Annotated in this window: 18 protein-coding genes; 2 read left to right on the forward strand and 16 right to left on the reverse strand. The window is 62.9% G+C overall.

From position 1 onward, the window contains the following. Positions 1–97 precede the first annotated feature (97 nt). Positions 98–1,465: a guanine deaminase gene (guaD, locus tag NVS32_RS01630; RefSeq protein ID WP_258498441.1), complete on the forward strand. Its 1,368-nt coding sequence runs from the start codon at positions 98–100 to the stop codon at positions 1,463–1,465. 23 nt (positions 1,466–1,488) lie between these two features. Here the strand turns inward: guaD and NVS32_RS01635 are convergent, their stop codons facing one another. Next, positions 1,489–2,901, reverse strand: coding sequence for a uracil-xanthine permease family protein (locus NVS32_RS01635; protein ID WP_258498442.1), 1,413 nt, complete (start codon positions 2,899–2,901; stop codon positions 1,489–1,491). Between the two features lie 555 nt (positions 2,902–3,456). Then, on the reverse strand, positions 3,457–4,740 hold the full coding sequence (locus tag NVS32_RS01640) for a double-cubane-cluster-containing anaerobic reductase (protein WP_258498443.1): 1,284 nt from the start codon (positions 4,738–4,740) through the stop codon (positions 3,457–3,459). A gap of 403 nt (positions 4,741–5,143) precedes the next feature. Between NVS32_RS01640 and NVS32_RS01645 the strand changes: the two genes are divergently transcribed. Further along, entirely contained in the window at positions 5,144–5,650 is a 507-nt protein-coding gene (locus NVS32_RS01645; protein WP_233516533.1) for a hypothetical protein, read from the forward strand. Positions 5,651–5,949: 299 nt separating this feature from the next. On the opposite strand, the gene xdhC is transcribed toward NVS32_RS01645, so the two are convergent. The 14 genes from xdhC to ygfK all read right to left on the reverse strand — a co-directional run bounded on the left by xdhC (position 5,950) and on the right by ygfK (position 26,315). Next, positions 5,950–6,444, reverse strand: a complete 495-nt coding sequence (gene xdhC / locus NVS32_RS01650) for a xanthine dehydrogenase subunit XdhC (RefSeq protein ID WP_032110466.1) — start codon at positions 6,442–6,444, stop codon at positions 5,950–5,952. Further along, positions 6,444–7,325, reverse strand: coding sequence for a xanthine dehydrogenase subunit XdhB (gene xdhB, locus NVS32_RS01655; protein WP_032110467.1), 882 nt, complete (start codon positions 7,323–7,325; stop codon positions 6,444–6,446). Before xdhB ends, xdhC begins: the two co-directional genes overlap by 1 nt. Further along, entirely contained in the window at positions 7,325–9,667 is a 2,343-nt protein-coding gene (xdhA, locus tag NVS32_RS01660) for a xanthine dehydrogenase subunit XdhA (protein ID WP_032110468.1), read from the reverse strand. Before xdhA ends, xdhB begins: the two co-directional genes overlap by 1 nt. Before the next feature lie 234 nt (positions 9,668–9,901). Next, positions 9,902–11,185, reverse strand: a complete 1,284-nt coding sequence (locus NVS32_RS01665) for an amidohydrolase family protein (RefSeq protein WP_258498444.1) — start codon at positions 11,183–11,185, stop codon at positions 9,902–9,904. A gap of 44 nt (positions 11,186–11,229) precedes the next feature. After that, positions 11,230–12,612 carry an NCS2 family permease gene (locus NVS32_RS01670; RefSeq protein WP_032110470.1) on the reverse strand — a complete coding sequence of 461 codons (1,383 nt, stop codon included), beginning with the start codon at positions 12,610–12,612 and terminating at the stop codon, positions 11,230–11,232. 697 nt (positions 12,613–13,309) lie between these two features. Beyond that, a complete protein-coding gene (locus tag NVS32_RS01675) occupies positions 13,310–14,398 on the reverse strand; it encodes a BMP family lipoprotein (protein WP_042088905.1) in 1,089 nt (362 codons plus the stop codon). 40 nt (positions 14,399–14,438) lie between these two features. Beyond that, entirely contained in the window at positions 14,439–14,936 is a 498-nt protein-coding gene (locus NVS32_RS01680; RefSeq protein ID WP_042088906.1) for a nucleoside deaminase, read from the reverse strand. 116 nt (positions 14,937–15,052) lie between these two features. After that, positions 15,053–16,177 carry a BMP family lipoprotein gene (locus tag NVS32_RS01685; protein ID WP_052009803.1) on the reverse strand — a complete coding sequence of 375 codons (1,125 nt, stop codon included), beginning with the start codon at positions 16,175–16,177 and terminating at the stop codon, positions 15,053–15,055. Positions 16,178–16,333: 156 nt separating this feature from the next. After that, positions 16,334–17,266 carry an ABC transporter permease gene (locus tag NVS32_RS01690; RefSeq protein WP_032110471.1) on the reverse strand — a complete coding sequence of 311 codons (933 nt, stop codon included), beginning with the start codon at positions 17,264–17,266 and terminating at the stop codon, positions 16,334–16,336. Continuing rightward, complete coding sequence (locus tag NVS32_RS01695) at positions 17,266–18,357, reverse strand: ABC transporter permease (protein ID WP_042088908.1); 1,092 nt, start codon at positions 18,355–18,357, stop codon at positions 17,266–17,268. Before NVS32_RS01695 ends, NVS32_RS01690 begins: the two co-directional genes overlap by 1 nt. A 12-nt stretch (positions 18,358–18,369) precedes the next feature. Next, entirely contained in the window at positions 18,370–19,881 is a 1,512-nt protein-coding gene (locus NVS32_RS01700; RefSeq protein WP_032110472.1) for an ABC transporter ATP-binding protein, read from the reverse strand. Positions 19,882–19,950: 69 nt separating this feature from the next. Beyond that, the gene (xdh, locus tag NVS32_RS01705) at positions 19,951–22,749 is read right to left on the reverse strand and encodes a selenium-dependent xanthine dehydrogenase (protein WP_117651920.1); all 2,799 of its coding nucleotides are present in this window, start codon (positions 22,747–22,749) and stop codon (positions 19,951–19,953) included. Positions 22,750–22,761: 12 nt separating this feature from the next. Then, entirely contained in the window at positions 22,762–23,232 is a 471-nt protein-coding gene (locus NVS32_RS01710) for a 4Fe-4S binding protein (protein WP_258498445.1), read from the reverse strand. Positions 23,233–23,318: 86 nt separating this feature from the next. Beyond that, positions 23,319–26,315 carry a putative selenate reductase subunit YgfK gene (gene ygfK, locus NVS32_RS01715; protein WP_258498446.1) on the reverse strand — a complete coding sequence of 999 codons (2,997 nt, stop codon included), beginning with the start codon at positions 26,313–26,315 and terminating at the stop codon, positions 23,319–23,321. Positions 26,316–26,335 lie beyond the last annotated feature (20 nt).

Here is a 26,335-nt window from a genome sequence, read left to right on the forward strand (position 1 = left end):
GTTGGACGGGATGAGACAAAGGGACAGTCCCTTTGTCTCATCCGCCCCAACTCGGTAGACTTGTGGCCACTAGAACAACAAACGGGAGGTCGGCGGCATGGCAGCAGACGTACGGCAGGCGTTTCTCGGCTCGTTTTTCCACACACCCACGTATGGCTCATTCGAGTACCTCGAGGACGCGCTCATCGAGGTGGACGCAGGCGGCGTGATTGCGCGGGTCGTGCGCGAGGACGACCCGCGCCACGACGAGTTGGTGCGCGCCTACCACGATTCCGGCGTCCTTGTGGAGCTGGGACAGGGCCGCTATGGCCTTCCCGGCTTTGTCGACCTGCACGTGCACGCGTGCCAGTGGCCGCAGGCGGGCATCGCGCTGGACGAGCCGCTTGACCGGTGGCTTCTCGAGCGCACCTTCCCGCTGGAGTCAAAGTTCGCGGACGTCGAGTTTGCCCGCACGGTCTACGGGGACCTTGTGCGCCAGCTGCTGGCACGCGGCACCACGACGGTGGTTTACTTTGGCAGCGCGCACCTGGACGCCACGGTGGAGCTTGCCCGCGCCTGCGTTGACGCAGGCCAGCGCGGCCTTGTGGGCAAGACGGTGATGGACGACCCCACGGCGAACCCCGACTACTACCGCGACGCGTCACCCAGAAAGGCCGTCGAGGAGACCGCCCAGCTCATCCGCGAGGTTGAGGCAATGCGACCGGACGCGCCCCAGGGCGTCTGGCCCGTAATCACGCCACGCTTCATCCCCAGCTGCACCGACGAGGTCCTTCGCGGCCTGGGAAACCTTGCCGCGGAGCACGACGCCTACGTCCAGAGCCACTGCAACGAGGGACAGTGGGAGCACGACACGGTTCTGGCGCGCTTTGGCAAGGAGGATCCCTACGCGCTGCGCGACTTTGGCCTTCTCCGCGAGCACTCGATCATGGCGCACTGCACCTTCCTCACGCCGGACGAGGGCGCGCTCTTTGCGCAGGTAGGCGCGGGCATTGCCCACTGCCCCATCTCGAACGCGTACTTTGCGAGCAGCGTCTTGCCGGTGAAGCGCCTGCGCGAGCAGGGCGTGCGCATTGGCCTGGGCACCGACATCTCGGGCGGCTTTAGCCCCAACATGTACGATGACATCCGCCAGGCCGTGATGGCGTCGCGCATGCTCGAGACGGGCGTCGATGCACAGCGGCCCGAGCCGGAGCGCGGGAGCGGAGACGCGCGTATCTCGGTTGTGGAGGCGCTCTACCTGGCAACAGCGGGCGGCGCGGAGGCGCTTGGCCTTCCCGTGGGCACCTTTGAGCCCGGACGTGCCTTTGACCTGCAGGTTGTTGACACGTGCCTGCCCTACGCCGACCTCACGGGCTTTGGCGTCTTCGACGCCCCGGAGGACCGCCTGGCGCGGATACTCTACCTCTCGACGCCCGAGAACATCCGCCAGGTCTACGTGCAGGGCCGCCGCGTCATCGAGAAATGAGACAGAGGGACAGTCCCTTTGTCTCATTCATCCTCGTCGATGAGACAAGGGGAAACTCCCTCTGTCTCATCAAGCGGCTTGAGGTTGCGCTGCTCGGGCGTATTGTCCTCGGGCGGCAGGACGCTGTTCAGGATGATTGCCATAACGGCGCAGGGTGTGATGGCCGAGGTGCCAAAGATCGTGGAGATCCACTCGGGCATGCCGGGACCGGCCAGCGAGCCGGATACCTGCGCGATGCCAATGCCAAATGCGACCGAGATGCCAAAGACGGTGCAGGCACGCGGAGTGAGGCCGTCCTTCACCAGGATTCGGATGCCGTTCAGGGTGATGGTGCCAAAGACGCTAATGGTGGCGCCGCCAATGACCGGTTGCGGAATCATGAGCAGCAGCGCCGAGAGCTTGGGGCAGAGTCCCGCGGCGAGAAACACGAAAGCCGCGCCACCAAAGACCCACTTGTTGATGACCTTGGTGCTCACGATAATGCCCACGTTCTGGCCAAATGCCGAGGTGGGAAGGCCACCAAAGAATGACGAGATAATGCTCACCAGGCCCTGGGCCTTGATGGCGCCGCCAATCTCGCGCTCGGTGGGCATGCGGTCCAGCGAGCCCGCGGATGCCGCGGAGAGGTCGCCGATAAGCTGGACGTTGACCATCACGTAGACCACGCCGAGCGTGATGCAGGCGGCAGGGTTGAACTCGATGCCATACGGCATGAACTGCGGGAGCGAGAACCATCCGGCACTGAGCACCTCAGAGCCGTCAACCATACCAAACGGAATGGCAACGATGCAGCCAATGATGATGCCAAAGAAGATCGACCCGAGCTTGAGCACACCCTTGCCAAAGTTGGCCAGTGCGAAGACCACGGCAAAGGTTATGAGGCCAACGATCCAGTTATTGATTCCTCCAAAGTTGGCCGAGCCAGCGCCGCCCGCCATGTACCTGATTGCCGTGGGGTACAGCGAGACGCCGATGGTGAAGATCACGGTACCGGTTACCAGCGGCGGGAAGAGCTTGCGCACCTTGTTGTAGAAGATGCCAAAGAGAATGGCGACGATGCCGCCCACCAGCTCTGCGCCGAGAAGCACCGAGAAGCCAAACTGCGCGCCAACCGCTTGGAACGCAGGCAGGAACGCGAACGAGACGCCGGTAAGGATGGGGAGCCCCGCACCGATGCGACCGAAGAGCGGGAACTGCTGGAGCAGCGTGTCGATGGCCGAGAGGATGAGCGCCACCTGGATGATGGCGGTCTCCTGCTCCTGCGTAAACCCGCAGGTGGTAGCTATCATCATCGCCGGCGTGATGACACCTGCGAAGGAGGCAAGTACGTGCTGGAGGGACATGGGGACGAGCGACCCCACCGGCGGCAGTCCTTCCCGCTTAAAGAGCGACTCGTCGAGCTCCTGCTCTGCCCTCGTCTGTACCTGCGCTGCCATCCGAGTCCTCCCCCGGGTGCCCCTGCACCCACCGCGTACGTGTGACGTGTCCAGACGAACACAGGTCCGTCTCGGCGGGTCAAATTATTAGTCTGATTGCCATACATTTTGTTTGACAATCTGACGTGGGCTCCGAGCGGTAGGAATACGCCCGCCAGCGGAAGGCATTTCGTCCCCTTGCTCTTTGCGTCGCGACTGCCCTGCACAAAAATTGCGGTTGCCGGTCCTTTTTGGGCGAATCGCCGAGTACGAAAACTCTAACTTTTTGCAGAGCCGCAGGTAGGGGAATGGCACCCGTGTGGTGATACTTGGCGGAACCCCGAATTTGGACCGGCAACCGCGATTTTTGTGCACAGCACGTCAACCGGGACTCCCCTCTCCCCGTTCTTTATCGGTTTCCGTTAATCGGACTCGACGTTTGCCCTGTTGGCGATTAATGGAATTCACAGATACCGATAAAGAATGAGGGGGGGGACGAAGAGAGGACGAGGGGCAGAAGGGGACAGGGGGGGGGCGAGAGGCGGAGGGCCCCAACGGGACAAGTGCGACAAACGCCTAGATCATCTCGAGGAACGCCTGGATGCGGGTTGTGAGCTGCCCGTCGCCCTCGGCGGAGTAGTCGGTCGAGAGGTGCATATAGGGGATGCCGGCCTCCTGCGCGGCCTTCTCCATGTCGAACGCTTCCATCTCGTAGATGGTGCAGAACGAGAGAGACGCGTCGATGATGCCGTCGGCGTGAAGCTCGCGCGCCATGCGGATGACGTCGTCGCGGCGGCCATTGTTGGGCGTGAAGATGGCGCACTGGATGTTGAGGTAGCGGTCGGAGATGTCGTCGAGCATCTCGTCGATGGTGGCACCGTCCTCGGGGACGAGGTCCTTGTAGTAGCGGCTACCGGTGCAGCACTCCTCGCCAACCACCACGCCGCCGGCCTTCTCGATGATGTTGAAGAGCTTCCAGTTGGGCACCGCCATCGGGGTGCCGGTGTAGAGGATGCGCTTGGCACCCTTGGGAGCTGCGCCAACGCCCTCGGCAACGCGCTTCTCGCACTCGTCGGCCATCTCGTTGATGGCCCCGGTCAGGCGTGCGGAGTCGTCCATGAAGGCGGCCTGCACAGTGAGTAGCGAGTCCAAGCCGGAGATGGGCACCGGATCAGCCGCACGAGTGTCCGAGAGGCGCTGCAGCGCACGACGCTTGTCGTTGGCCAGCTTGATGGCAGCGCGCAGGCTCTCCTCGGTGATCTTCTGGCCGGTCTCCTCCTCGATCCTTGCGGCAAGGGCGTGGACCTCATGACGCCACTGGAGTTTGGTGTCCTCGTTGCGAACGTGCGGCACGTCCATGATGTACATGGGCTTGAGCTTGGAGAACTGCTCGTAGGCCTTCTTCTTGCCGTCGCAGGTGTTCTCGCCCACCACGAGGTCGGCGCTCTCGATGTAGGGGCACACGCGACCAAGCTTGAAGCCCATGAAGCCCTTGATGAGCGGGCAGGTGTTGCGCGGCACGTACCTCTCGGCCTCCTCGGGAGCCCACTCGGCACCGGCGCAGAGGCCAACCTCCACGGCACCAGCCGCGGTCACGACCTCCTCGGGCACATAGAGGCAGAAGCTGCCGATGATCTTCTTGGGGCTGCCTTCGCTGCGGCCGTCCACCATCTCGCGGATGCGCCCGGAGTGGAGGTTTGCGGCAACGCCGTCCAGGTAGGACGTGGAGGCCGGCCTGTTCTCCTGCGTGAGGTACATGGTCTGGTACATCTCGCCCACCACGCCGAGAAGGCCGTCGTGCGCCTCGACGTCCATGCCAAGGTCTCCCCACATCTTGTGGTAGTCGTACTCGTCTGCCATGGTGACTCCTCTCCTGCGTCCACGCATGGCCGACGTCCTCACGTCCAGGGGAAACCTTGCGAAAGACTCGCATAACTGCAGCACTGCACCCGCCTGGGGGCGTCCTCACGCCAACCCAGCCCTGACGGGCAATCTCTAGGCGTCCACCGTTATATTTTCTCGTGACTATCGGTGGTGCTGTTTCATCATAACAGTTTGTAAGGTTTTCTGAATATCTATTGGGCGTACGGCAGACGAACGGTGCCATAAGAACGAAAGCACCCAAAGAGCTCGGCGAACGGTGAACATGCGCCCCCAAGCGAACTGCTCCTTGCGCAGAGGCACATCGCGGTATTATCGGCTCAACAAACCCTGCGTCCCGCCAGATACGCCTCATGCGACAAGACGCCAGAACGGAGAAACTATGAACGAGACAAACGCCAACATGCCGCAGCCAACGGAGCTCATCTCTGCAGAAGACGCCCGCGCCCTCACTGCAGCTGCCAAGCCGGGCCGATCGCAGGCCGAGGCGGACACCCTTGCCACAAATGCCCTGCGGTGGGCCATGCGCAACGCAGAGGGCCAGACCAGCACACGCATTCGCACGTACGCCATGTACGGCAGGACATCGGTGATGCTCAAGTTTGCACCTGGCGAGACGGACTGCGCTGGTGCTGGCAACGCCTTCTACAACGATCTTCTCGCAAACAGTAACGTCCTGGTAGCCGATGCCATCTCGAGCATTATCCACGGTCGGCCTCAGGGGCTCATCTCTCCCCTGCAGGAGATGCGCCTGCTCAACGAGTACAACGCCAAGCTCGTGGCGTTCCTTCGACGCCTGCGCCGAGCTGGCTACGACGTAAAGGCCGGCGAGGAGCTTGCTTCCGAGGGCGTGCATGACAACAGCACCGTCGTGGTGAGCTGGGGCTAGAAGCGAGCGGTTCAACCTTTCCCCACTTTGGCAAGCATTTGCTGTTGGGATACTGTTTTTCGGGGGCACCGCGAGTAAACAGCGATGTAGCGTTTGAGAAAACGCAGGTAGAGCCAGTCGAGCACACAAGCGATCATCCATGACGCCCTGGCGTCGTCCGTCAGCATGCCAGCGCCTGCACGCATGGCCTTGCCACACATTCGTCGCACGATTCTGTAACAAGCAGGGTGCGTCACACATTCGTCTCCGATTGTGTGACGCACCCTCAGATGAGACAAAGGGACTGTCCCTTTGTCTCACTAGGCGTCCTCACCCATCACGCCGTCAAGCACGTCGACGGCCTTTTCCACCGCGTTCACGATGTTCTCGTAGCCCGTGCAACGGCACAGATGGCCCGAGAGCTGCTTACGGATCTCGTCACGGGTGTAGGTCTTGCCCGTGCGCTCCATCTCGATTGCGCTCATGATGATGCCAGGAATGCAGAAGCCACACTGAACGGCAAATTCGTCAATGAAGGCCTGCTGAACCGGGTCAAGCGAGCCGTCCGCCTTCTGGACGCCCTCGATGGTGAGGATGTCCTTGCCCTGTGCCCAGTCCGTGAGGTAGAGGCAGGAGTCGGTTGCCACGCCGTCGATGAGGACGGTGCACGCACCGCACTCGCCGACCTCGCAGCCACGCTTGGTGCCCGTGAGGTGAAGCCTGTCGCGCAGCGTGTCGAGCAGCGACTCGCGAGGGTCGTAGCCAACCTCCACCGGCTTGCCGTTGATGGTGCACTTGAGAATGCGCATTGCCATTAGATATCAGCCCCTCCCTTGCGCGCGGCCTCGATGAGCGAGCGACGCGACATCTCGCCAATAAGCTGCAGGCGGAAGTCCTTCGACGCGCGCCAGGAGTCGCGCGGGTGCGTCTCGGCCTGGGCGAGCTCGCCGATCTTCTCGACCGCCTCGGCAACGGGAAGGCCGCGCACCGCGTCCTCGGCGCCCGTGGCACGCATGGGGGTGGGAGCGGCAACGCCAAAGGCGAGGCGTATGTCATCAATCGTGGACTTGTCTGCGCCCAGCTTCACCAGGCAGCAGCATCCCATAGTTGCGATCTCGAGCGCACGACGCTTGCCGTACTTGAAGTAATGGCCGGTAAAGCCCTCATAGTGGTCACGCGGGATACGAATCTTGACCAGCACCTCGTCGCGCTCCCTGTAGGAACGACCAGGGCCGGCATACCACTCCTCAATGGGGATGGTGCGCTTGCCGCGCGTGCTCACCACGTCGAGCAGGGCGCCGTACGCAAAGAGCGTCGAGGCGCTGTCTGCCGAGGTGGCAGCGTTGCACACGTTTCCACCGATGGTGCCCGAGACGCGCAGCTGCGGGCCACCCGGCGTGTCGCAGGCCTCGCCCAGCGTGGGAACCGTAGCCTGGATGACGGGGCTCGTAGTGACGTGGTGGAACCACGTGATGGGGCCAATCTCGACCGTGCCGTCGTCGGCCAGGGTCACGCCATCCAGCTCGTCGTGCAGGTTGTGAATCGAGACCAGGTGTGCGCCCGCAAGCTTGCCGCCGCGCACCTTTACGAGCACGTCGGTACCGCCAGCAATGACGATGGCCTGGGGGTCCTCGGCCAGGGCACGGCAGGCGTCCTCGACGCTCGTGGCCTCGTACAGGGATTCAATGTCGTACATCAGATCAGCCCCTCCCTCTTGAAGCCCTCAACAAGACGCTGCGGGGTCATGGGCATGTGATAGAACTTCACGCCGGTGGCATTGAGAATGGCGTCGCGGATGGCGGGCGCCGGGGAGATGATGGGCGTCTCGCCAACGGCCTTGTTGCCGTAGGGGCCCGTGGGGTCATCGGACTCGACGAATTCGGCCTTGAGGTCGGGCAGGTCCATCATCGTGGGAATCTTGTAGTCGAGCAGGGTATCGTTGAGCACGCGCCCGGTCTTGGGGTCCACCTGGACCTCCTCGGAGAGCGCGAAGCCAATGGACTGGCCCATGCCGCCGTGTGCCTGCTGCTCCACGAGCTTGGGGTTGATAAGACGGCCGTTGTCCTGCACGGAGATGATCCTGTTGACCGTAACCTTGCCGAGCGGCATGTCCACCGTGACGTCGGCAAAGGTGCAGCCCGTAGCGATGGCGTTGGTGTGGACGTTGGCCGTGGCATAGGCGCTCAGCTGGTCGTTGGCGTCCACGTTGTAGTAGGCCTCAAGGGCGAGCGAGGCAAGCGTGCATACCTGGCGGCCGGTGGCGTCCCAGATAGCGTGGTCGCGCAGGTCGAGGTTCTCACCGGCGGCGGGGTATAGGCGGTGCGCAAAGGCAAGGATCTTCTCGCGCAGCTCAAGGCCGGCCTTCTTGACGGCCGTACCAGAGACGTAGGTCTGGCGCGACGCGTAGGCGCCGGGGTCATACGGGGTCACGTCCGTGTCCTGGAACGATACGATGTGGACGTCCTCGGTGTCGACGCCAATGGCCTCGGCAGCCATCTGCGAGAAGACCGTATCGGCGCCCTGGCCAATCTCGGTGGCGCCCATCTGAAGCTGCACCGTGCCGTCCTGGTTGAGCGTTACGCGCGACGTTGCCGTCTCGAGCGCGAACGGCGCGACGGCCGTCTTGTACACAAAGAACGCGACGCCCACGCCGTGGCGGATGGGGCCGGTCTGGTTAGCGTACTCGCGCTTCTTCTCGTCCCAGTGAATCCACTCCTTGCCCTTCTCCGCGCACTGCGGAAGCGTGCAGGTGTGGGCGGCAACGGCGCCACCGGGCGTGAACTCGTCCACGAAGCCCTCGCGGATGCAGTTCTTGAGGCGGAACTCGACACCGTCCCACCCGTTGTCATGGGCGATGTCGCCCATGAGGCACTCGGCCGTCCAGACGCCCTCGGGCACACCGTAGGCGCGCATGGCGCCAGTGTGCGGGCCGTTGGTGTAGACGGTCCAGGCCTCGCTTCTGGAGGCCACCTCGTTGGTGTGGTAGAGCCAGCGGAACGAGTTCACCGAGTTGAGCACCAGTGCATGTCCGTGGTGGATGTAGCCGCCGGTGTTGGACCAGCCACGGATGGAACGGGCATGCAGGAGCATGTCGTCTCCGTAGGAGGCCTCGACGTCAAAGGACTTGGGCTGACGGCCCGAGGTGTCCCAGAAGAGCTCCTCACGCGAGAGCTCAAGGCGCACGCAGCGCCCGCCGAGCTGCTGGCAGATCCAGGCGTTGAGCGGCTCGTAGTGGATGTCCTGCTTGGTGCCAAAGCCACCACCGATGTAGGGCTTGATCACGCGCACATCGCCCCAGGGGATGCCCAGGGCCTGGCCAATCACGCGGCGCATGATGTGCGGGATCTGGGTGGAGGCCACGCAGACGATCTTGCCACCCTCCATGTAGCAGAACGAAGTGCAGGTCTCGATATGGACCTGGGACTGCTCGCCCGTCTCGGTGTGGATGGCAATGTGGTGGTACGCCGGATCGTTGATGGCGTCGTCCACCGTCTTGTAGCCGTACTTGGCGAGGTTCTCAGGGCTGGTAAGCGCGCAGGTGTGGGCCACCAGGTTGTCTGGCTTGATGTCCTGAACCGGGTGCTCGGTTCCCTTGAGCGACTCCTTGGGGTCGTAGACGACCGGCCACTCCTCGTACTCGACCTTGATCTTGCGCAAGGCGCGATCGCAGGCCACGGTATCCTCGGCCACGACCACGGCGATGTTGTCGCCATAGATGCGAATGCGGTCGTCGAGGAGCTTTCTGTCCGCAAGGTCGCGCTTCTCGGCGTGGCTGTCGGCGTACCAAGGGTGACCCGCCACTGGGTAAGGCCTATCGGGCACGTCAAAGCAGGTGAAGACCGCCACCACACCGGGAACCTTCTTGGCCTCGGTGGTGTCGATCGAAAGCACCCGTCCGTTGCCGATTGTCGAGTGGAGAATCCTCGCCTCAAGGCAGGGCTTGGGGCAGAGGTCGTCGGTGAACATGGCACGTCCCGTGACCTTGTCGTATGCATCGACGCGCTTGACGGGACGTCCGACCTCCCTCAGCTGTTCCATGACAAGCTCCCTCTCCTAGAAACCTGTATTGCTGCATAACAAAATGTTAGTGACCCCGCGAGGGGCCGCGGTGAGGCAGCGGCGAATGGTCACAAACCGCTGCCGACCGTTCATCTATCTGCAATCGTCTCACATACCCTCTGAGCTGGGCGTTATTCACGTAAAAAAGCAACGCCCTCTAGAGCAAAGAAACGCCGGACGCAGGGGCGTCCGGCGCTGCAACACCAGCGCAACCTACAGCACGCGCGTACCCGCAACGTACTTCTCGACGATGCGCCCGCCCTCCTCGGCGAGGTACATGTAGCGCTCGACGCGCTCGGCGGGGTTGCACTCGAGCGTCGTACGCAGGCCGGAGTCATCTAGGACCAGGACGTCTGCGTCATAGCCCTGCTCGAAGGTGCCCACCTTACCAAAGAACGCGCCGCCGCCAACCGTGGCAATGTAGAACGCCTCGGCGGTAGAGAGCGGCTTGAGGTTCTGGTCCACCAGGCGCCAGCGAAGCTTGGAGCAGCCCACCAGGTCTGCCACCGCGCGGAACATCGAAAGCGACGCGCCGCCCGCAACGTCGGTGCCAAGGCCAACGTTCATGCCCTCGACCAGGTAGCGGCGAATGGGAGCGATGCCCGAGGACAGCTGCATGTTGGACTGCGGGCAGGTTGCGATAAAGACGTTGTGCTTCTTGAGGATGGCGATCTCCTCGTCCGTGGAGTAGTTGCAGTGGGCCATCACGGTCTTGCCCTCGCCGTCAAGCTGGCCAAAGTGCTCGTAGGTCTGGCCGTAGCAGGTCGACCACGGCGCCAGGCCATGCACCCAGTCAATCTCGGACAGGTTCTCGGAGAGGTGCGACTGCAGGGGCAGGCCCCTCTCCTGCTTGAGCTTGCCCAGACCCTCCATGAGCTCGTCGGAGCAGGTGGGGGTGAAGCGCGGCGTAAGGATGGGCTTGGTGTTGGCGTAGCCCTTGGCCTCGACGTCGTTGAGCCAGCGCACCGTGTCGGCAAGCGAGGTGGCAGCGTCCTTCTCGCATAGATAATCCGGGCTGTTGCGGTCCATGTTGACCTTGCCCACATAGGTCTTGAGGCCCGTTGCCTCGAGCTTGTCCATGAGGAGCTCGGTGGGCTCCACGTGCATGGTGCCAAAGACAACCGCACGCGTGGTGGGCGAGTGGAGCAGGTCGTCGGTAAAGATGTCGTAGGCACGCTCGGCGTACGAGAGGTCCGCGTACTTGCTCTCCTCAGGGAACGTGTGGGTGTTAAGCCACTCGAGGAGCTCGAGGTCCATGCCCATGCCACGGAAGCTGTACTGCGGGGCGTGGACGTGGATGTCGTTCATGCCAGGGATGACAAGCTTGCCCGTGTGGTCAACAATGCGAATGTCCTCGTACTCGGCAGGAAGCTCCTGGTAGACGCCCTGGACAACACCATCAACAACTACCAGGTAGCCGTCCTTTGCCCAGGAGAGCGTGTGGTTGTGGCGCGACCAGACGATGTCGCCCTTGATTGCAAATGTGTTCTCGTTCATGACGTACTCCCCTCACGTAAGGCGCACAGCGCGTGTGCCACCGACTAGATGAAGAAATACTTGATGCAGAACAGCACGAACAGAACCCACATCACGCCAGAGATCTTCTTGCGGTTCTCAGCACCCGAGCAGGCGTTGATTGCCACGTAGGAGATGATGCCCAGAGAGATGCCCTCGGCGATAGAGTACATGAAGGGCATGGCCACGATGGCGACGAACGCAGGCACGGCCTCGGTCGCGGTGCCCCAGTCGATCTGCGTGACGGCACCAAACATCATGAAGCCCACGATGACAAGGGCAGGCGCCGTGGCGAACGACGGGATGGCAAGGAAGATCGGCGAGAGGAACAGCGACAGCAGGAAGAGGATGGCCGTGGTAATGCCCGTGAGGCCGGTGCGTCCGCCCTGGGCGATGCCTGCGGTGCACTCGACGGCGGTCGCGGTAGACGAGGTGCCAATGAGGCCGGCAAACGTGGTGGCCAGGGACTCGGCGAGCAGGGCGCCCTTCACGTTGGGAAGCTTGCCGTTCTCGTCGAGAAGGTCTGCCTTGGACGCGGAGCCGATCAGCGTGCCAATGGTGTCAAAGAGGTTGGTGAAGAGGAACGCAAAGACTACCGACGCAAAACCAACCGAGAAGAAGTTGGAGAAATCCAGCTTGAAGGCAATGGGTGCAATCGAGGGAACCGAGAGGCCGCGCGAGAAGTCGGGCAGGAGGCTTGCGAAGCCGGCGTCGGGGTTGGGCACGTAGACGCCGGTGAGCTGGCAGATGATGCCGATGCCCCAGGTGATGAGGATGCCAAGCAGGATGTTGCCACGCACGTTGTTGCACACCAGGATTGCGGTGATGATGATGCCGATAAGGGCAAGCAGCGCCGAAATGCCGGAGGTCGAGAAGGTGCCCGCCTCGATAGAGCCATGGAACGAGAACATCGAGACAAGCGTGGCCTCATTGGAGATGACCAGGCCGGAGTTCTTGAGGCCGATGATCGTGATGAACAGGCCAACGCCGGCGGTGATTGCGTACTTGAGGTTCATGGGGATGGCGTTGAAGATGGCCTCACGCACGTTGGTAAGCGAGAGGATCACAAAGATGATGCCCTCGACAAAGATCGCGGTGAGCGCCGTCTGCCAGGAGTAGCCCATGCCCAAGCACACGGTGTAGGCGAAGTAGGCGTTGATGCCCATGCCCGGCGCCAGGATGAAGGGGTAGTTGGTGAGAAACGCCATCATCAGGGTGCCGATGGTGGAGATGAGGACCGTCGCGGTGAACAGGGCGTCCTGCGGCATGCCCGTGGCCGAGAGAACCGAGGGGTTCACGGCAAGGATATACGCCGCCGTGATGAACGTTGTAAGGCCGGCGAGAAGCTCAGTCCTTACGGTGGTTCCACGCTCCTTGAGGTGGAAGAACTTATCAAGTGCACTCTCCATGTCACACACCACTTTCTCGTTGTTGGATACCAACAGGTACTGCCCACAGACGGCCTTGGCAGCGTCTGCGGGTTGATTCCACGCTTGATGTGTGTCTGAAGGTGCCGCGCTCTTGGCGAGCCATCGGGGCTCGCTCATGCAGCCATCGTGACTGCCGGCAGGTGCGCGGTTGAACTGACATTCGAAGTAAGTTGCTTGTTGGGAGGGCTGCTCGTCTCAACGGGTGATGGCGGGCATTGCTCTGCGCCATCGTCGTGCCGTGTTGCTCGGGACCTACCAACAAGTTTTGTTATCGCACTATTTGTTTTTTTGTAATGTCGATATTAAGTAAGCATTTCAGATTGGTGTCATCACACCCGCAGGCGGTAGGCACTACTCCGCAAGCGGCTGCATATTCTTTCGAAATTGATTAACCGTTATGCATATAGGTACCTAACGGAGGGCTAGTTGCGGGGTCCCTGGCAGCGACACCACACAATCGTCGCTCGAATCTGTAGCGACCTGCGGGGGTCACACGTTCGCATCCGAATGAGTGACAAGCTAACTCTGGGGGCTCCAGCGGCACGGAGCGAGGCCACGCCGCAGAGAAGGAATAAGTTGCACTTCCTGCACAAACGGGCCTTCCGGCGTCAAAATCTCGCCGGAAGGCCCGCAGTGCTCAACTACCTGCAGAAACGCTGCTTTGGGCGTCATGCGCCTAGAGCGTGTTCTTTATCGCATCGACCTCGTCATCGCTGAGGAAGGAGTCCGCCTTGATCTGCTCGGTGTACTCCGCGACCTTGTCCTGGACCTCCTGCGAGACCTTATTGGAATAGCTGCCCAGGTAGACGCCGCCATTGCCCATGTTGGCCTCTATCACGACGCCATTTCCAAAGGAGCCAGCCTCGACCTCGTCCATGGCCTGGCCAAACATCCAGTCGGTGACGGTCGAGGTGATCACGCTGGGGTTGTCCGACCCCACCGAATCGATGGGCTGCGCGATGTCGAAGTGCGTGTCGATGCCGGCCTCTTCGAGCGCCTGGCGCGCGCCGTTGTCGACAGCCGAGGCGTCGCCCCACATGACGTCGACGTTGTTCGATGCAATCCACTGGTTGGTGATGTTGGTGCCAAAGGACGCGTCAGTGAAGCCCGCATCAAAGTTGTAATGGCCCTCGACCTTGGGGTTCACCTTCTGCGCGGCCGCGAGGTAGGCGGCGTACTTGGTGAGCGTGGTGGGGAGCCGCATCCCGCCGATGAAGCCAATCTCCCCCGTGTTGGTCATGAGGCCAGCCACAACTCCGGCAAGGGCACCGGTCTGCTTGAGGTTCACCTGAACCGTCTCGACCTTCTCGAGGGTCTCGTAGTCTGCCAGGTCGGTGGCAGGGTCGGTGTTGGTCATGAGGAAGTGCACGTTGGGGTTCGAATCCGCCGCCTCGGCCACAACGTCACCCCATGCCGAGACAAACTCGTTGCCAGCGGCAATGATGAGGTCGACGTCCTGGTCAACGTAGGACTGCGCCGCAGATGCCGCGTCCGCCGAGGCGGTGTTCTCCTTGGGCTCGAGCATCTCCCAGTTGGGATGAGACTCGATAGCCTTGGTGAGAGACTCGTAGTGGCCCTGGCCCCAGCCACCGTCGTTCTTTGGGCCGCTGATGACCATTGCCACCTTGTAGCTGGTCTTCTCGGTGGCGTCCGTGCCAGACCCACTTGAAGAGGACCCGCATCCCGCAAGCGCAAGCCCGCATGCGGCCGCAGCGCCTCCCAGGCCAAGCGAGATGGCATCCCTGCGCGTAACGTTTGCTGCCATTGGTACCTCCCTCTCCTGGACAGGCTTCCCTGTGCCTGCCCTAGTCCCAATACCCCGCATGTACAGCCGCGGCCTCGGCCTCAAGCTCGGGGAACGGCCCCACGACCTCGATGGGCTTCTGGCCAGCGGCAAAGATCTTCCTGCACGGCAGGTCAAACGTGGGGTTTTGCTCGTTTGAGCCCGTGAGCTCGAGGAGCCTGCGCTCGGTCATGGCATAGACCACGCGCCCCACGTTTCCCCAGTAGATGGCGCCAGAGCACATCGAGCAGGGCTCGGCAGACGTGTAGAGAGAGCAGTCCCAGAGGTAGCCCTTCTCGTACTGCTGGCTCGCGCGCTCCATGAGCTGCGTCTCTGCGTGCCCAGTGCACTTGTGCGTCTTGATCTCGACGTTCTCCTGCTCGAGAAGAACCTCGCCCTCGGGCGAGACGAGAATTGCCCCAAACGGCGTGTTCCCGTGCTCGCGCGAGCTCTTGGAGACCTCGATGGCCCTTCTCAGCAGTGCCACGTCCTCGCCGTGCGAGAACTCCTTGCGCGCCATGCCCCCTACTCCTCTCCGGCTCGAAGCAATGAACCGATTGGTATTACCTTTCACAGGAGTATACAGCCAAAAAAGGGCCGCCCCCGAAGGAAGCGGCCCCTGATGCGGTGAACGTCCTAGAGCGTGTTCTGGATGGCAGAGACCTCATCGTCGGTGACGAAGGTGCCGGCCTTGATCTGCTCGGAGTACTCCTTGATCTTGTCCTGAACGTCCTGGGAGACCTTGTCAGAGAACTTTCCAAGCGTGATGCCACCGTTGTCCATGTTACCGGTAATGGCCTTGCCGCCGCCAAAGGAGCCGGACTCGATCTCGTCCATGGCCTGGCCAATCATCCAGTCGGTGACGGTGGAGGTCACAACGGTGGGCTGGTCGGCACCCACGATGTCGATGGGCTGCGCGATGTCGAAGTGCGTGTCGGCACCGGCGGCCTCGAGCGCCTGGCGTGCGCCGTTGTCGACAGCCGAGGCGTCACCCCACATGACGTCGACGTTGTTGGAGGCAATCCACTGCTGCGTGAGGTTGGTGCCGAGAGACGCATCGGTAAAGCCGGCCTCGAAGTTGTACTGGCCCTGAATCGACGGGTCAATCTTCTGAGCAGCCGCCAGGTATGCGGAGTACTTGGTAATCGTGGAGGGGAGCTTCATGCCGCCGATGAAGCCGATGCTCTTGGTCTGCGTCATGAGGCCAGCCACCACGCCGGCGAGAGCACCCGTCTGCTTGAAGTCGGGAAGAACCGTCTCGACGGGATCGAGGGTCTCGTAGTCGGTCATCTCGGCTGTGGGGTCGGTGTTGGTGATCAGGAAGTGAACCTTGGGGTGGCTGTCGGCCGCGTCGGCGACAACCTCTGCCCAGTCGGAGGCAAACTGGTTGCCGTTGCCGATGATGAGGTCGACGTCCTGATCGACGTAGGTCTGCGCCGCGGTTGCAGCGTCGGCGTCAGCGGTGTTCTCCTTGGGCTCGAGCATGGTCCACTTGGGGTGAGACTCCAGGGCCCTCTTGAGGGACTCATAGTGGCCCTGATCCCAGCCGCCGTCGGTGATGATGCCGCTCATAATCATGGCGACCTTGTAGCTGCTCTGCTCGGAATCGGACCCAGAGGCGGAGCTATCGGACGAGCTGGAGCTGGAGCCAGAACCACCGCAGCCGGCAAGGGCGAGCGCACCCACGCTGCCGAGTCCCAGGGCGATGGCCTGGCGCCTGTCGAGCATAGCGGCGGACAGAGACTTCTTGTTTTCACTCATGATGTGCCCTTTCCTTCCTCCGTTGCGAGAGGCGCAGGGTGCGCCCCTCATCCCAAACTCTCCCCTCTGAACGTTACTCGTACGCAAGGGGAATGAAACCACAGAGTAACCTAAGCGGCACCCACCCCTCGGTGACGGGCCGGGTGCCGCTGTGGACTAGCGCTGCTCGCGGAAGTACGGCTGCCCGTTTGCCTTGGGGCCGGCGTGCTTGGAGCCAAAGAAGATGAGTGCCACGATGGTGAAGATGTACGGGATCATCTTGAAGAACATGACCGGCGCAGCCTGGAACTGGGCCTGGAGCGCCACGTTGAGGCCGTCGAAGAAGCCAAAGAGCAGGCTGGCACCCAGTACGCCAAGCGCGCTCCAACGGCCAAAGATGACCGTTGCCAGGGCGATGAAGCCGCGCCCCATCACGATGCCGTCTGTGTAGATGGGCGTGTAGCACAGGGTGAGGAACGCGCCGCCGGCAGCGGTGAGCGCGCCGCAGACGATGCAGGCCAGGTACTTAACGCGCACGACGTCGATGCCAAGGGTCTCGGCCGCGTGGGGGTTCTCGCCCACAGAGCGGAAGGAGAGACCGGCGCGAAAGTGCTTGAAGAAGTAGCGCACCAGGGGGACCAGGACAAACGCCAGGTAGGCAAGAAGCGTCTGGTTAAAGAACGCGTTGCCTATGAAGGGGATGCTCGAGAGCCCCGGAATGGCAATGCTCGCCATCTGGTCGCCAGTGGCATTGGCCGAGTTGGAGCCAACGAAGAGGTTGTAGCCAAAGAGCGCGATGGCCGGCGCCAGAATGTTGATGGCCATACCGGTGACCACCTGGTCGGCACAGAGCGTGACCGTGCAGAACGCATAGAGCATGTTGATGAGGACACCCGCGAGCATGGCAACGAAAAGGCCAACCCAAAGGTTGCCGGTCATCTTTCCAACGGCGAAGCCCACAAATGCGCCAATGGCCATAACGCCCTCGAGGCCAATGTTCACGAGGCCGGCTCGCTCGGAGAAGACCTCACCTAGCGCCGCCAACAGAATAGGCACGGCGCCCATGGTCATGGCCTTGAGGATGGTGGGAAGTGCAGTCATGAAGTCCATTACGCGTTCACCTCGGCCTTCTTGGCCTTAGCGTCCTGCCTTGCGGCGACGTAGGCCTTGATCTTGGGGAGCTTGACGGCGGCCATGCCGGCGACGGCGAAGATGATGATGAGGCCGCGGATGATTTCGACGATGGCGGTGGGAACCCCAATGACGCTCTGCATCATGGTTCCGCCAGTGGAGAGGACGCCAAAGAAGAACGCCACGAAGATGGCAGCGATGGGGTTGAGCTGAGCGATGAGGGCAATTGCCACGCCGTCAAAGCCAAAGCCCGAGCCAAAGCCATCGGCCAGGCGGTACGGGGTCTTGCCGAGGAGCTCGACGGCACCGCCCAGGCCCGCAATGGCGCCCGAGAGGATGAAGGCGAGCAGAACCAGGCGACGCACAGGGAAGCCGTTGACCCTCGAGGCAATGGGGTTCATGCCAACCGCGCGAATCTTGAAGCCGAAGGACGTGCGGAAGATGACGTACCAGATGAAGATGCCCAGCACGATGGCGAGAATGACGCCCACGTGCGTGCCAAAGACCTCGGGCAGGCGCGCGGACTGCGGAATGGCGATGGTCTTGGGCAGGCCGTTATCGGAGTAGACGTTCTTGTAGATGTACTCCATGAAGTACATGGCCACGTAGTTGAGCATGATCGTGGTGATCATCTCGTTGAGGCCGCGAGTGATCTTCATGATGCCCGGCAGGAGCCCCCAGATGGCGCCAGCCACGATGCCGGCGACAAGCCCCAGCGCAAGGCCGGCAGGGCCCTCGAGCCCCAGGCCGAGCACGCACGTTGCGGTGGCGCAGGCACCCATGATGAACTGTCCCTCGCCGCCCAGGTTAAAGACGCCGCACTTGTAGGCGAACGCCGCGCACAGGCCGGTGAAGATGAGCGGGCAGGCGCGCTCGAGCGTCTTGCTCAACTTTGCGCCGTCACCCAGGGAACCCTGGATCATGGCCGCATAGCCCTCGAGCGGGTTCTTCCCCAGGCATGCGATGATGATTGCGCCAATGATCAGAGCCAGGAGCACGGCGACGACCGGCGTGAGGATCATCAGGCGCCTCTCGCTGCGCTCCTCCGGGCTCAGAGCCTTCTTTGCCACGTTAACCCCCTCCTACTTTCCTGCCATGGCGAGCGAAATCTCCTTGATGGGAGGATTCGCACCCGGGTACGTGCCCATGATCTGGCCCTCGAAAAGCACCACGATGCGGTCGGAGAGCTTGAGCACCTCGTCGAAGTCTGCCGAGATGAGAAGCACCGCGCACCCGGCGTCGCGCTGGGCCACGATCTGGTTGTGGATGAACTCGGTGGCGCCAATGTCCAGGCCGCGGGTGGGATAGACCGCCACAAGAAGCTTGGGGTGCCCCTCAAGCTCGCGGGCAAGGATGACCTTCTGCTGGTTGCCGCCGGAGAGGCTGCGGGCCGTCTGGTCAACGGAGGTGCAGCGGATGTCGTTCTCCTCGCGCAGGCGCTCGGCGTAGGAGTGAATCTCGCCCATCTTGAGCCACTTGCCATGGCCGAGGGAGAACTGGTCGGACTCTGTCTGCTTGAGCACGAGGTTCTCGGCGATGGTCATGTCTCCCACAAGGCCCATCTTGTTACGGTCCTCGGGGATGTTGCCCAGGCCGGCATCGATGAAGGTCTCGGGCGAGAAGACCGCAATCTCTGTTCCATCGGGGCCGATGACCTTGCCGGAGTCCGGCTTCACCAGGCCAGTCACGACCTCGGCCAGGGGCGTCTGGCCGTTGCCGTCGATGCCTGCGACACCCAGGATCTCTCCCTTGTGGATGGTGAGCGAGACGTCCTTCAGGCCGCCATGCTTGATCTCGGGGTGATACGAGACGTTCTGGAGGACGAACTCGTCCTTGGTGGCGCCCGTGACCTTCTCGTAGGTGTTCTCGACGAACTTCTGGCCAATCATGAGGTCCGCGAGCTCCTGCTCGGTGGTGTCGGCAACGCGCAACGTCTCGACCGTCTCGCCGCGGCGAAGCACTGTGACGCGGTCGGAGATGCGCATGACCTCGCGCATCTTGTGGGAGATAAAGACGATGCCCTTGCCCTCGGCAGTGAGCGAACGCATGATGTCGAAGAGCCCCTCGACCTCAAGGTCGGTGAGGACGGCCGTGGGCTCGTCGAGGATAAGCAGGTCTGCCCCGCGGAACAGCACCTTCATAATCTCAACGCGCTGCTGCATGCCAATGGACATGTCGCCGACCTTCTCGTCGAGGTCAATCTCAAGGCCGTAGCGGTCCATGATGTCCTCAACGGTCTTGCGATCCTCGCCCTCCTGCAGAAGCGGCGAGTTGTGGCGCTTGTCGCCCAGGATGATGTTCTCGAGGCCCGTCATATCATCGATGAGCATGAAGTGCTGGTGGACCATGCCAATGCCCTGCCCCACGGCCACTCGCGGCGAGGAGATGCTCACCTCCTTGCCGTGCATGAAGATCTTGCCCTCGGTGGGCTGGTAAAGCCCTATGAGGACGTTCATGAGCGTGGACTTGCCTGCGCCGTTTTCGCCCAGGAGGGTGTGCACCTCCCCCTCCTGAACGTCGAAGGTCACGTTCTTGTTCGCGTAGAACGAACCGAAGCGCTTGCTGATGTTCTCCATTCTCAGCAACTCGGCCATGCCTACCGCCTTTCGCCGACAAACGCTATCAAACCGTCAGTTGAGCAAACGAATTGTTGCATCCGCGTGTTACCGGGACTTTTCCGCCTCCTTGCCAGCCGTCTTCTTGCGGGAATATGGCGTCCCCTCAAGGGGAAGCTTGGTACGAAGCACACCATCGACCCGGTGATAGGCGTTCTGGATGGCGGGTGCCGTGGGAATGGTGGCAATCTCGCCAATGCCCTTGCCGCCGTACGCAACCGGGAGCAGGTGTTCCTTCTCGACGTAGATGGCATCGATGTGGGGAATCTGGTTGGCGCGGAGAAGCCCCAGGGTGCCAAAGTGCGCCTGGGGGACACAGTCCTTGAGCGGGAAGTCCTCGGTAAGCGCGTAGCCCATGCTCATGAGGACGCCGCCCTCAATCTGGCCCTGAATGGCGATGGGGTTCACGACCTTGCCCGAGTCATGGGCAGCGTAGACCTCGCTCACGCGGCGGTCCTTGTCGAGAATCACGCAGGTGGTGGCGTAGCCATAGCACACGTGGCTCTTGGGGTTGGGTTTGTCGGCGCCCAGCTTGTCCGTGGGCTCGAAGTAGACATAGCGGAACTCGTGGCCCTCGAGCGCAGAGAGCGCCGCAACCGGGTCTTGGGGCACCACGGCGTGGCCGGCCGTGAGGTCGCCCGGGTGGTTGTCCACGTAGGGGGTGTCATCGTCGTACTCGATGGTGGCGCCGTCTCCATGGGCGCACACGGGGGCCGCAGGAACCTCCTGGCCGCGCTCGACGGCAAGCATGGCGTCGCGCAGCAGGAAGGCGGCACCGCGCACGGCCTCGCCGGTGATGACGGTCTGACGCGAACCCGAGGTGGTGCCGGAGTCCGGAGCGGCCTCGGTGGAGCACTCGCCGTTCTCGATGGCAGACTTGGGAAGGCCTGTGGCCTCGGCAACGTCCTGCTGGAAGATGGTGTTGCAGCCCTGGCCAATGTCGGAGGTAGCCGAGTAGATCACGGCGCGGCCGCCCTCGACGCGGATGTTGGCGCGGCCAGCATCAGGCAGGCCAACGCCCACGCCGGAGTTCTTCATGGCGCAGGCGAGACCGGCGTGGTCTGCGTTCTTCTCGTACACATCCTTGACCGCAAGCAGGGTCTCCTTGAGGGCGGTGGAGCAGTCGGCTATCTGGCCGTTTGGCAGCGCCTCGCCGGGCTCGATGGCATTCCTATAGCGAATCTCCCACGGTGAGATACCAACCTCGTCGGCGAGGAGGTCGATAAGGCACTCGAGGGCAAACTCGCTCTGGCAGACGCCAAAGCCGCGGAAGGCACCGGCGGGCGGGTTGTTGGTGTAGTAGCCGTAGCCGCGGATGTCGGTGTTCTGGTAGGTGTAGGGGCCAACGGCGTGGGTGCAGGCGCGCTCGAGCACCGGGCCGCAGAGGCTCGCGTAGGCGCCGGTGTCGAAGTTGATCTCGCAGTCCAGGCCGGTGAACTTGCCGTTCTCGTCGCAGCCCAGGGTGAAAGTGCCCAGCATGGCGTGGCGCTTGGGATGGAAGTCGATGGACTCCTGGCGCGTGAAGTGGCACTTCACCGCACGCTTGAAGCGGTAGGCGGCAAGCGCGGAAAGGTGCTGGGCAGAGACGTCCTCCTTGCCGCCAAAGCCACCGCCCACGAGCATGGTCTGGACCACCACGCGCTCGGGGGTCTTGTCCCAGCCAAACATGTGGGCAACTTCCTTGCGCGTGTCGTAAGCGCCCTGGTCGGTCGAGAAGATCTTCACGCCGTCCTTGTAGGGAATGGCAACGGCGCACTCCGGCTCGAGGAAGGCGTGCTCGGTGAAGGGGGTCTCAAAGGTGTGCGTGACCACGTGGGCCGAGTTCGCGAGGGCCTCCTTGGCGTTGCCGCGGGTGACGTGGCGGCTCTGGCAGACGTTGTCGTGCAGCTCAACGAGGTTGCCAAAGGCGTTGAAGCTCTTGTGGATGATTGGGGCGTCGGGCGCCTTCGCCTCGGCGATGTTGCGCACGGGCTCGAGGGGCTCGTAGTCAACACGCACAAGGCGCTTGGCACGCTCGAGAGTCTTGGTGTCCTCGGCAACAACCAGGCAGATGGCGTCGCCCACAAAGCGGGTGATGTCGCCCTCGGCGATAAAGACGTCCCAGTCCTGGATGAGGTGGCCAACCTGGTTCACCGGCACGTCCTTGGCCGTAAGGACGCCCAGGACGCCAGGCAGGGCCTCCGCCTTGGAGGTATCGATCTTGAGAACGCGGGCGCGCGGGTACTTGGAGCGCACGGCAGATGCGTACGCCATGTCCGGGAAGTCGCGCTCGTCGAGGTCATCGGGATACTTGCCGTAGCCCAGGACCTTGCGACGCACGTCCACGCGGAAGGCGCGCTTGCCCACGCCGTAGTCATCGCCGCGCTCGAGGTCCTCGTCAATCTGCTTCTCGCCACGAAGGACGGCAGCGGCAAGCTGGATGCCCTCGATGATCTTCTTGTAGCCGGTGCAGCGGCACACGTTGCCGCGAATTGCCCACCTGACCTCTTCCTCGGTGGGGTTGGGGTTCTGGCGCACCAGGGCGGCGCCACTCATCACCATGCCGGGGATGCAGAAGCCGCACTGCACGGCGCCCACGGCGCCAAAGGCGTAGACGAACGCCTCCTGCTCCTCGTGGGTGAGACCCTCAACGGTGAGGATGTGCTTGCCCTGGGCGAGCTTGGTGGTCATGACGCAGCCCTTGGTGGCAATGCCGTCGATGACCACGGTGCAGGTGCCGCAGGCGCCCTCCGAGCAGCCATCCTTCACGGAGGTGAGATGCAGGTCATCGCGCAGGAAGCGCAGGAGCGACTTGTTCTCCTCGGTCGTGATCTCCTGACCGTTCACAAAGAAGCTGTAGGTTGCCATCTCTCCTCCTCCCTAGAGACTCTTGGCGATAATGCCAAACGCGTCGTGGATGACCCCGCGCGGGCACTTGGACGCGCACATGCCGCAGGAGATGCAGTCGTCCTGGCTAATGACGGCTAGGTTATCGGTCACGTGGACCGCATCCGACGTGCAGGCGCGCTCGCAGGCACCACAGGCGATGCAGCTCACCTGGCACACCGCGCGTGCCGCAGAGCCAACCTCATGGTTTGAGCAGAGCACCTGGATGCGCTGGTGGCGCGGGACAATATCGATGATGTGCTGCTCGCACATGCGGGCGCACAGGCCGCAACCAATGCAGGCCTCGCGGTTCACACGCGCCACGCCGTTCTCGTTGAGTTCTATTGCATGCATGCGGCAGGCGGCGACGCATGAGCCGCAGCCGATACAACCCTCTGAGCAGCGGTCGGGCGCGGGTCCCCCTGCGCACCTCACAACCGCAACCCTGTCTCTTCTACGTGCCATAAATCAGTCCCCCATATGAGCTACAGCGGGACGGCCGCACGGCCGCCCCGCCAGTGTGTTCTTCGAGGCGCGAAGGCGCCGGGTGCCTACTTCCTGGCGAGCAGGTATCCGTAGTCGTCACGCACGGCCACGATGGTCGCGCGGACCGCTTCGGGAAGGCTGCAGGCGACGTCGTCCACATCGTAGACTGCCGTAGTTCCGTCGAGCCTCACGAGCATGCCACCCTCGACGGGAAGGAAGCCCTCGTTCTGGGAGTCGTCGAAGTCCTCCTTGCTCCAGAACAGGGTGAGCTTATCGCGATAGGGCCTACCCTCGGAGTACGGGCAGAACACGGCGCAGTTGCCGCACTCGTTGCACATGCCGTCCACGTGAACGATCTGGCGCTCGCGCATGCCGGGCACGCGGATGGCAACGTTGGCGCGGTTGGGGCAGACCTCGCAGCAGGTCTCGCACACGGTGGCGCAGCCAAGGCAGCGCGTGTGGACGAGCGACGCGACGTCAGCCTCGAGGGTTCCTCGGGACGCGAGGGGCGTCTCGTAGCAGGGGTCGACGTTTGCCTCGCCCTTGGCGTCGAAGGAAGCACCCGCAATGGCCGTTGTGACGGTCATGGCGTCGGCGATGGCCTTAACAACGGTGGCCGGACCACGACGGGCGTCGCCGGCGGCAAAGACGTGCGACACGCTGGTCTCGAGGGAGTCCAAGACAACGGGGCGTCCCTTCTCGTCCAGCTCGCAGCCGGTGGCCTGATAGAGACCCTGCTCGATGCGCTCGCCCACGGCCGTGATGACAGAGGTGGCAGGCACGCCCACGGTCTCGCCGGTGGGCTCGGGGGCGCGGCGGCCAGAGGCGTCGGGCGCACCAAGGCGCATGACCTCGCAAGTCAGCGTGCCGTTGGCAAGGTCACCCGGCGAGAGGAGCTCCATGAACTCCACGCCGTCCTCGAGCGCCATGACAAGCTCTTCCTCGTCGGCGGGCATGTAGCGACGGGTGCGGCGGTAGACCAGGCGCACGTGCTCCACGCCGGGCACGCGCTTGGCGGCACGCGCCACGTCCATGGCGGTGTTGCCGCCGCCGATGACCACCACGTCAGAGCCGAGCTTGCACTGGGCAGGATCCTCCTTGAAGTCGCGCAGGAAGTCGATGGCGTCAAGCGCCTCGCCGCTGCGCAGGGCCGGACGGCCCGGCGCCCAAGCGCCAATTGTCACCACGACGTCGGTGAAGCCCTGGTCGAGAAGGTCGCGCGCGTTGGTGACCTCGACACCCGTCTTGAACGTGGCGCCGTATGCCGAGCAGAGCTCAACATCGTGATCGATGGCCTCATCGGAGATGCGGAACCCCGGGATCACGTGACGAACGATTCCGCCAAGCTGGCCGGTGCGCTCGAACACGGTGACGTCTACGCCAGCACGCGAGAGGAACGACGCCGTGGCAAGGCCAGCGGGGCCAGCGCCCACGACGGCCACCTTGCGGCCGGTCACGCTGCCGCGTGCGGAGAGCGTGGGCAGAACCTCAGCCAGGCCCTTCTCGGCAGCCAGAAGCTTGAACTCGCGGATGTGCACGTGCTCCTCGTAGTAGTTGCGCATGCAGGAGTTACCGCAGGTGTGCGGGCAGATGGTGCCCGTGGTGAAGGGCAGGGCGTTGCGCTCGAGGATGATGTTGAGGGCGTCGGCATAGCGGCCCTCCTCGCAGGCGCGAAGGTAGCCGGGGATGTCCTGCTCGATGGGGCAATCCTCGCGGCAGGGAGCCGTGAAGCAGTCAATGAGCGGCAGCTCGTGGCCCACGTGACGCTCGGGCGTAGGCTTGACGGGCTTGCGATAGCGCGGGTTGGTGAGGGCGTCCTCCACGATGGCGGCAACCTTGGCGGAATCAACGCCCGAGAAGGGCTTCTCGTCGATGCCGGCGAGTGCCTCGTCAATCTGGCCAAGGTGCTGGTAGCCACCGGGCTTGAGGAGCGTTGTTGCCACGGTGACAGGCCAGATGCCCGCGTCGACAAGCGAACGAACGTTGAGGGCGTCCGCGCCGCCGGAGAAGGAGATGCGCAGGCTGCCATCGAACTCGTCGGCAATGCGCTTTGCAAGCGAGACAGTGAGCGGGTAGAGCGAGCGGCCCGACATGTACATCTCGTCGCTGGGCAGCTCGGAGCGGGTGACGTCCACCGGGAAGGTGTTGGTGAGCTTGACGCCAAACTCGACGCCGCGCTCCTTTGCCAGCGCGATGAGGCGGTTGAGCATGGGCACGGCATCGGCCCACTGCAGGTCCTCGTTGAAGTGATGCTCGTCGAAGACGATGTAGTCGAAGCCCAGCGAGTCGAGCGTCTTACGCGCGTACTCATAACCCAAAAGCGTGGGGTTGCACTTGATGTAGGTGTTCAGGCCCTTCTCGGTGATGAGGTGCGTCGCGATGCGCTCGATCTCGGCCGGCGGGCAGCCGTGGAGTGTGGACTCGGTGACGGAGCGGGAGACGCACGGCGAGATGGAGTCGACAAACGCGGCGTCAACGTGCTGGAAGCGGTCGAGGTTGGCCTTGGCCCACGCAATGGCCTCCTGGAAGACAGGGGTGTTGGAGGCGTCCTTCATGTTGTTGATGTAGGTGTCGACTTTCTCGCCCTTGATGCCCTCGAGGTCGTAGCCAACCGACATGTTGAAGACGAAGCCATCGGGGTCGCCAAAGCCAAACTCCTGGGCAAGGAGCTTGCAGGCAACCCACGCCTTGACGTACTCGTCAAAGGCGCAGGGCACAGTGAGCTCGGTGGACCACTCGCAGTTGTAGCCCTCGTCGGCAGCAAGGATGCAGGGCTTGTTCACGCAGGCAGAGAGCTCGGCGCCGTCCATCTTCTGGACGGTCTTGAGCTCGAAGAAGCGAGCGCCAGTGACGTAGGCGGCAATGATGTTCTGCGCGAGCTGGGTGTTGGGACCTGCAGCCGGGCCAACGGGCGACTCGACCTTCTCGCCAAAGATGGGACGGGCGTGGCCGCCGAGCTTGGCGAGACGAGACTCGCCAAAGATGGTTCCCTGGGTCTTCTTCTCGGTAAGGATCCAGTCCATGAGCTGGTCGAACGGGATGGGACGCATGATGTCGCTCATTGCGATTCCTCTCCAGAAAC

The sequence above is a fragment of the Tractidigestivibacter montrealensis genome (genome assembly GCF_024741235.1).
Lineage (GTDB): Bacteria > Actinomycetota > Coriobacteriia > Coriobacteriales > Atopobiaceae > Tractidigestivibacter > Tractidigestivibacter montrealensis.

Coding starts and splice junctions, on each gene's coding strand:
- NVS32_RS01680 (WP_042088906.1), bottom strand. CDS start 14,936: ATGGCGCGCAAGGAGTTCTCGCACGGCGAGGACGTGGCACTGCTGAGA.
- NVS32_RS01645 (WP_233516533.1), top strand. CDS start 5,144: ATGAACGAGACAAACGCCAACATGCCGCAGCCAACGGAGCTCATCTCT.
- NVS32_RS01685 (WP_052009803.1), bottom strand. CDS start 16,177: ATGAGTGAAAACAAGAAGTCTCTGTCCGCCGCTATGCTCGACAGGCGC.
- xdhC (WP_032110466.1), bottom strand. CDS start 6,444: ATGGCAATGCGCATTCTCAAGTGCACCATCAACGGCAAGCCGGTGGAG.
- guaD (WP_258498441.1), top strand. CDS start 98: ATGGCAGCAGACGTACGGCAGGCGTTTCTCGGCTCGTTTTTCCACACA.
- NVS32_RS01665 (WP_258498444.1), bottom strand. CDS start 11,185: ATGAACGAGAACACATTTGCAATCAAGGGCGACATCGTCTGGTCGCGC.
- NVS32_RS01635 (WP_258498442.1), bottom strand. CDS start 2,901: ATGGCAGCGCAGGTACAGACGAGGGCAGAGCAGGAGCTCGACGAGTCG.
- ygfK (WP_258498446.1), bottom strand. CDS start 26,315: ATGAGCGACATCATGCGTCCCATCCCGTTCGACCAGCTCATGGACTGG.
- NVS32_RS01710 (WP_258498445.1), bottom strand. CDS start 23,232: ATGGCACGTAGAAGAGACAGGGTTGCGGTTGTGAGGTGCGCAGGGGGA.
- NVS32_RS01690 (WP_032110471.1), bottom strand. CDS start 17,266: ATGGACTTCATGACTGCACTTCCCACCATCCTCAAGGCCATGACCATG.
- NVS32_RS01670 (WP_032110470.1), bottom strand. CDS start 12,612: ATGGAGAGTGCACTTGATAAGTTCTTCCACCTCAAGGAGCGTGGAACC.
- xdhB (WP_032110467.1), bottom strand. CDS start 7,325: ATGTACGACATTGAATCCCTGTACGAGGCCACGAGCGTCGAGGACGCC.
- xdh (WP_117651920.1), bottom strand. CDS start 22,749: ATGGCAACCTACAGCTTCTTTGTGAACGGTCAGGAGATCACGACCGAG.
- NVS32_RS01640 (WP_258498443.1), bottom strand. CDS start 4,740: ATGGCAGACGAGTACGACTACCACAAGATGTGGGGAGACCTTGGCATG.
- NVS32_RS01675 (WP_042088905.1), bottom strand. CDS start 14,398: ATGGCAGCAAACGTTACGCGCAGGGATGCCATCTCGCTTGGCCTGGGA.
- NVS32_RS01700 (WP_032110472.1), bottom strand. CDS start 19,881: ATGGCCGAGTTGCTGAGAATGGAGAACATCAGCAAGCGCTTCGGTTCG.
- xdhA (WP_032110468.1), bottom strand. CDS start 9,667: ATGGAACAGCTGAGGGAGGTCGGACGTCCCGTCAAGCGCGTCGATGCA.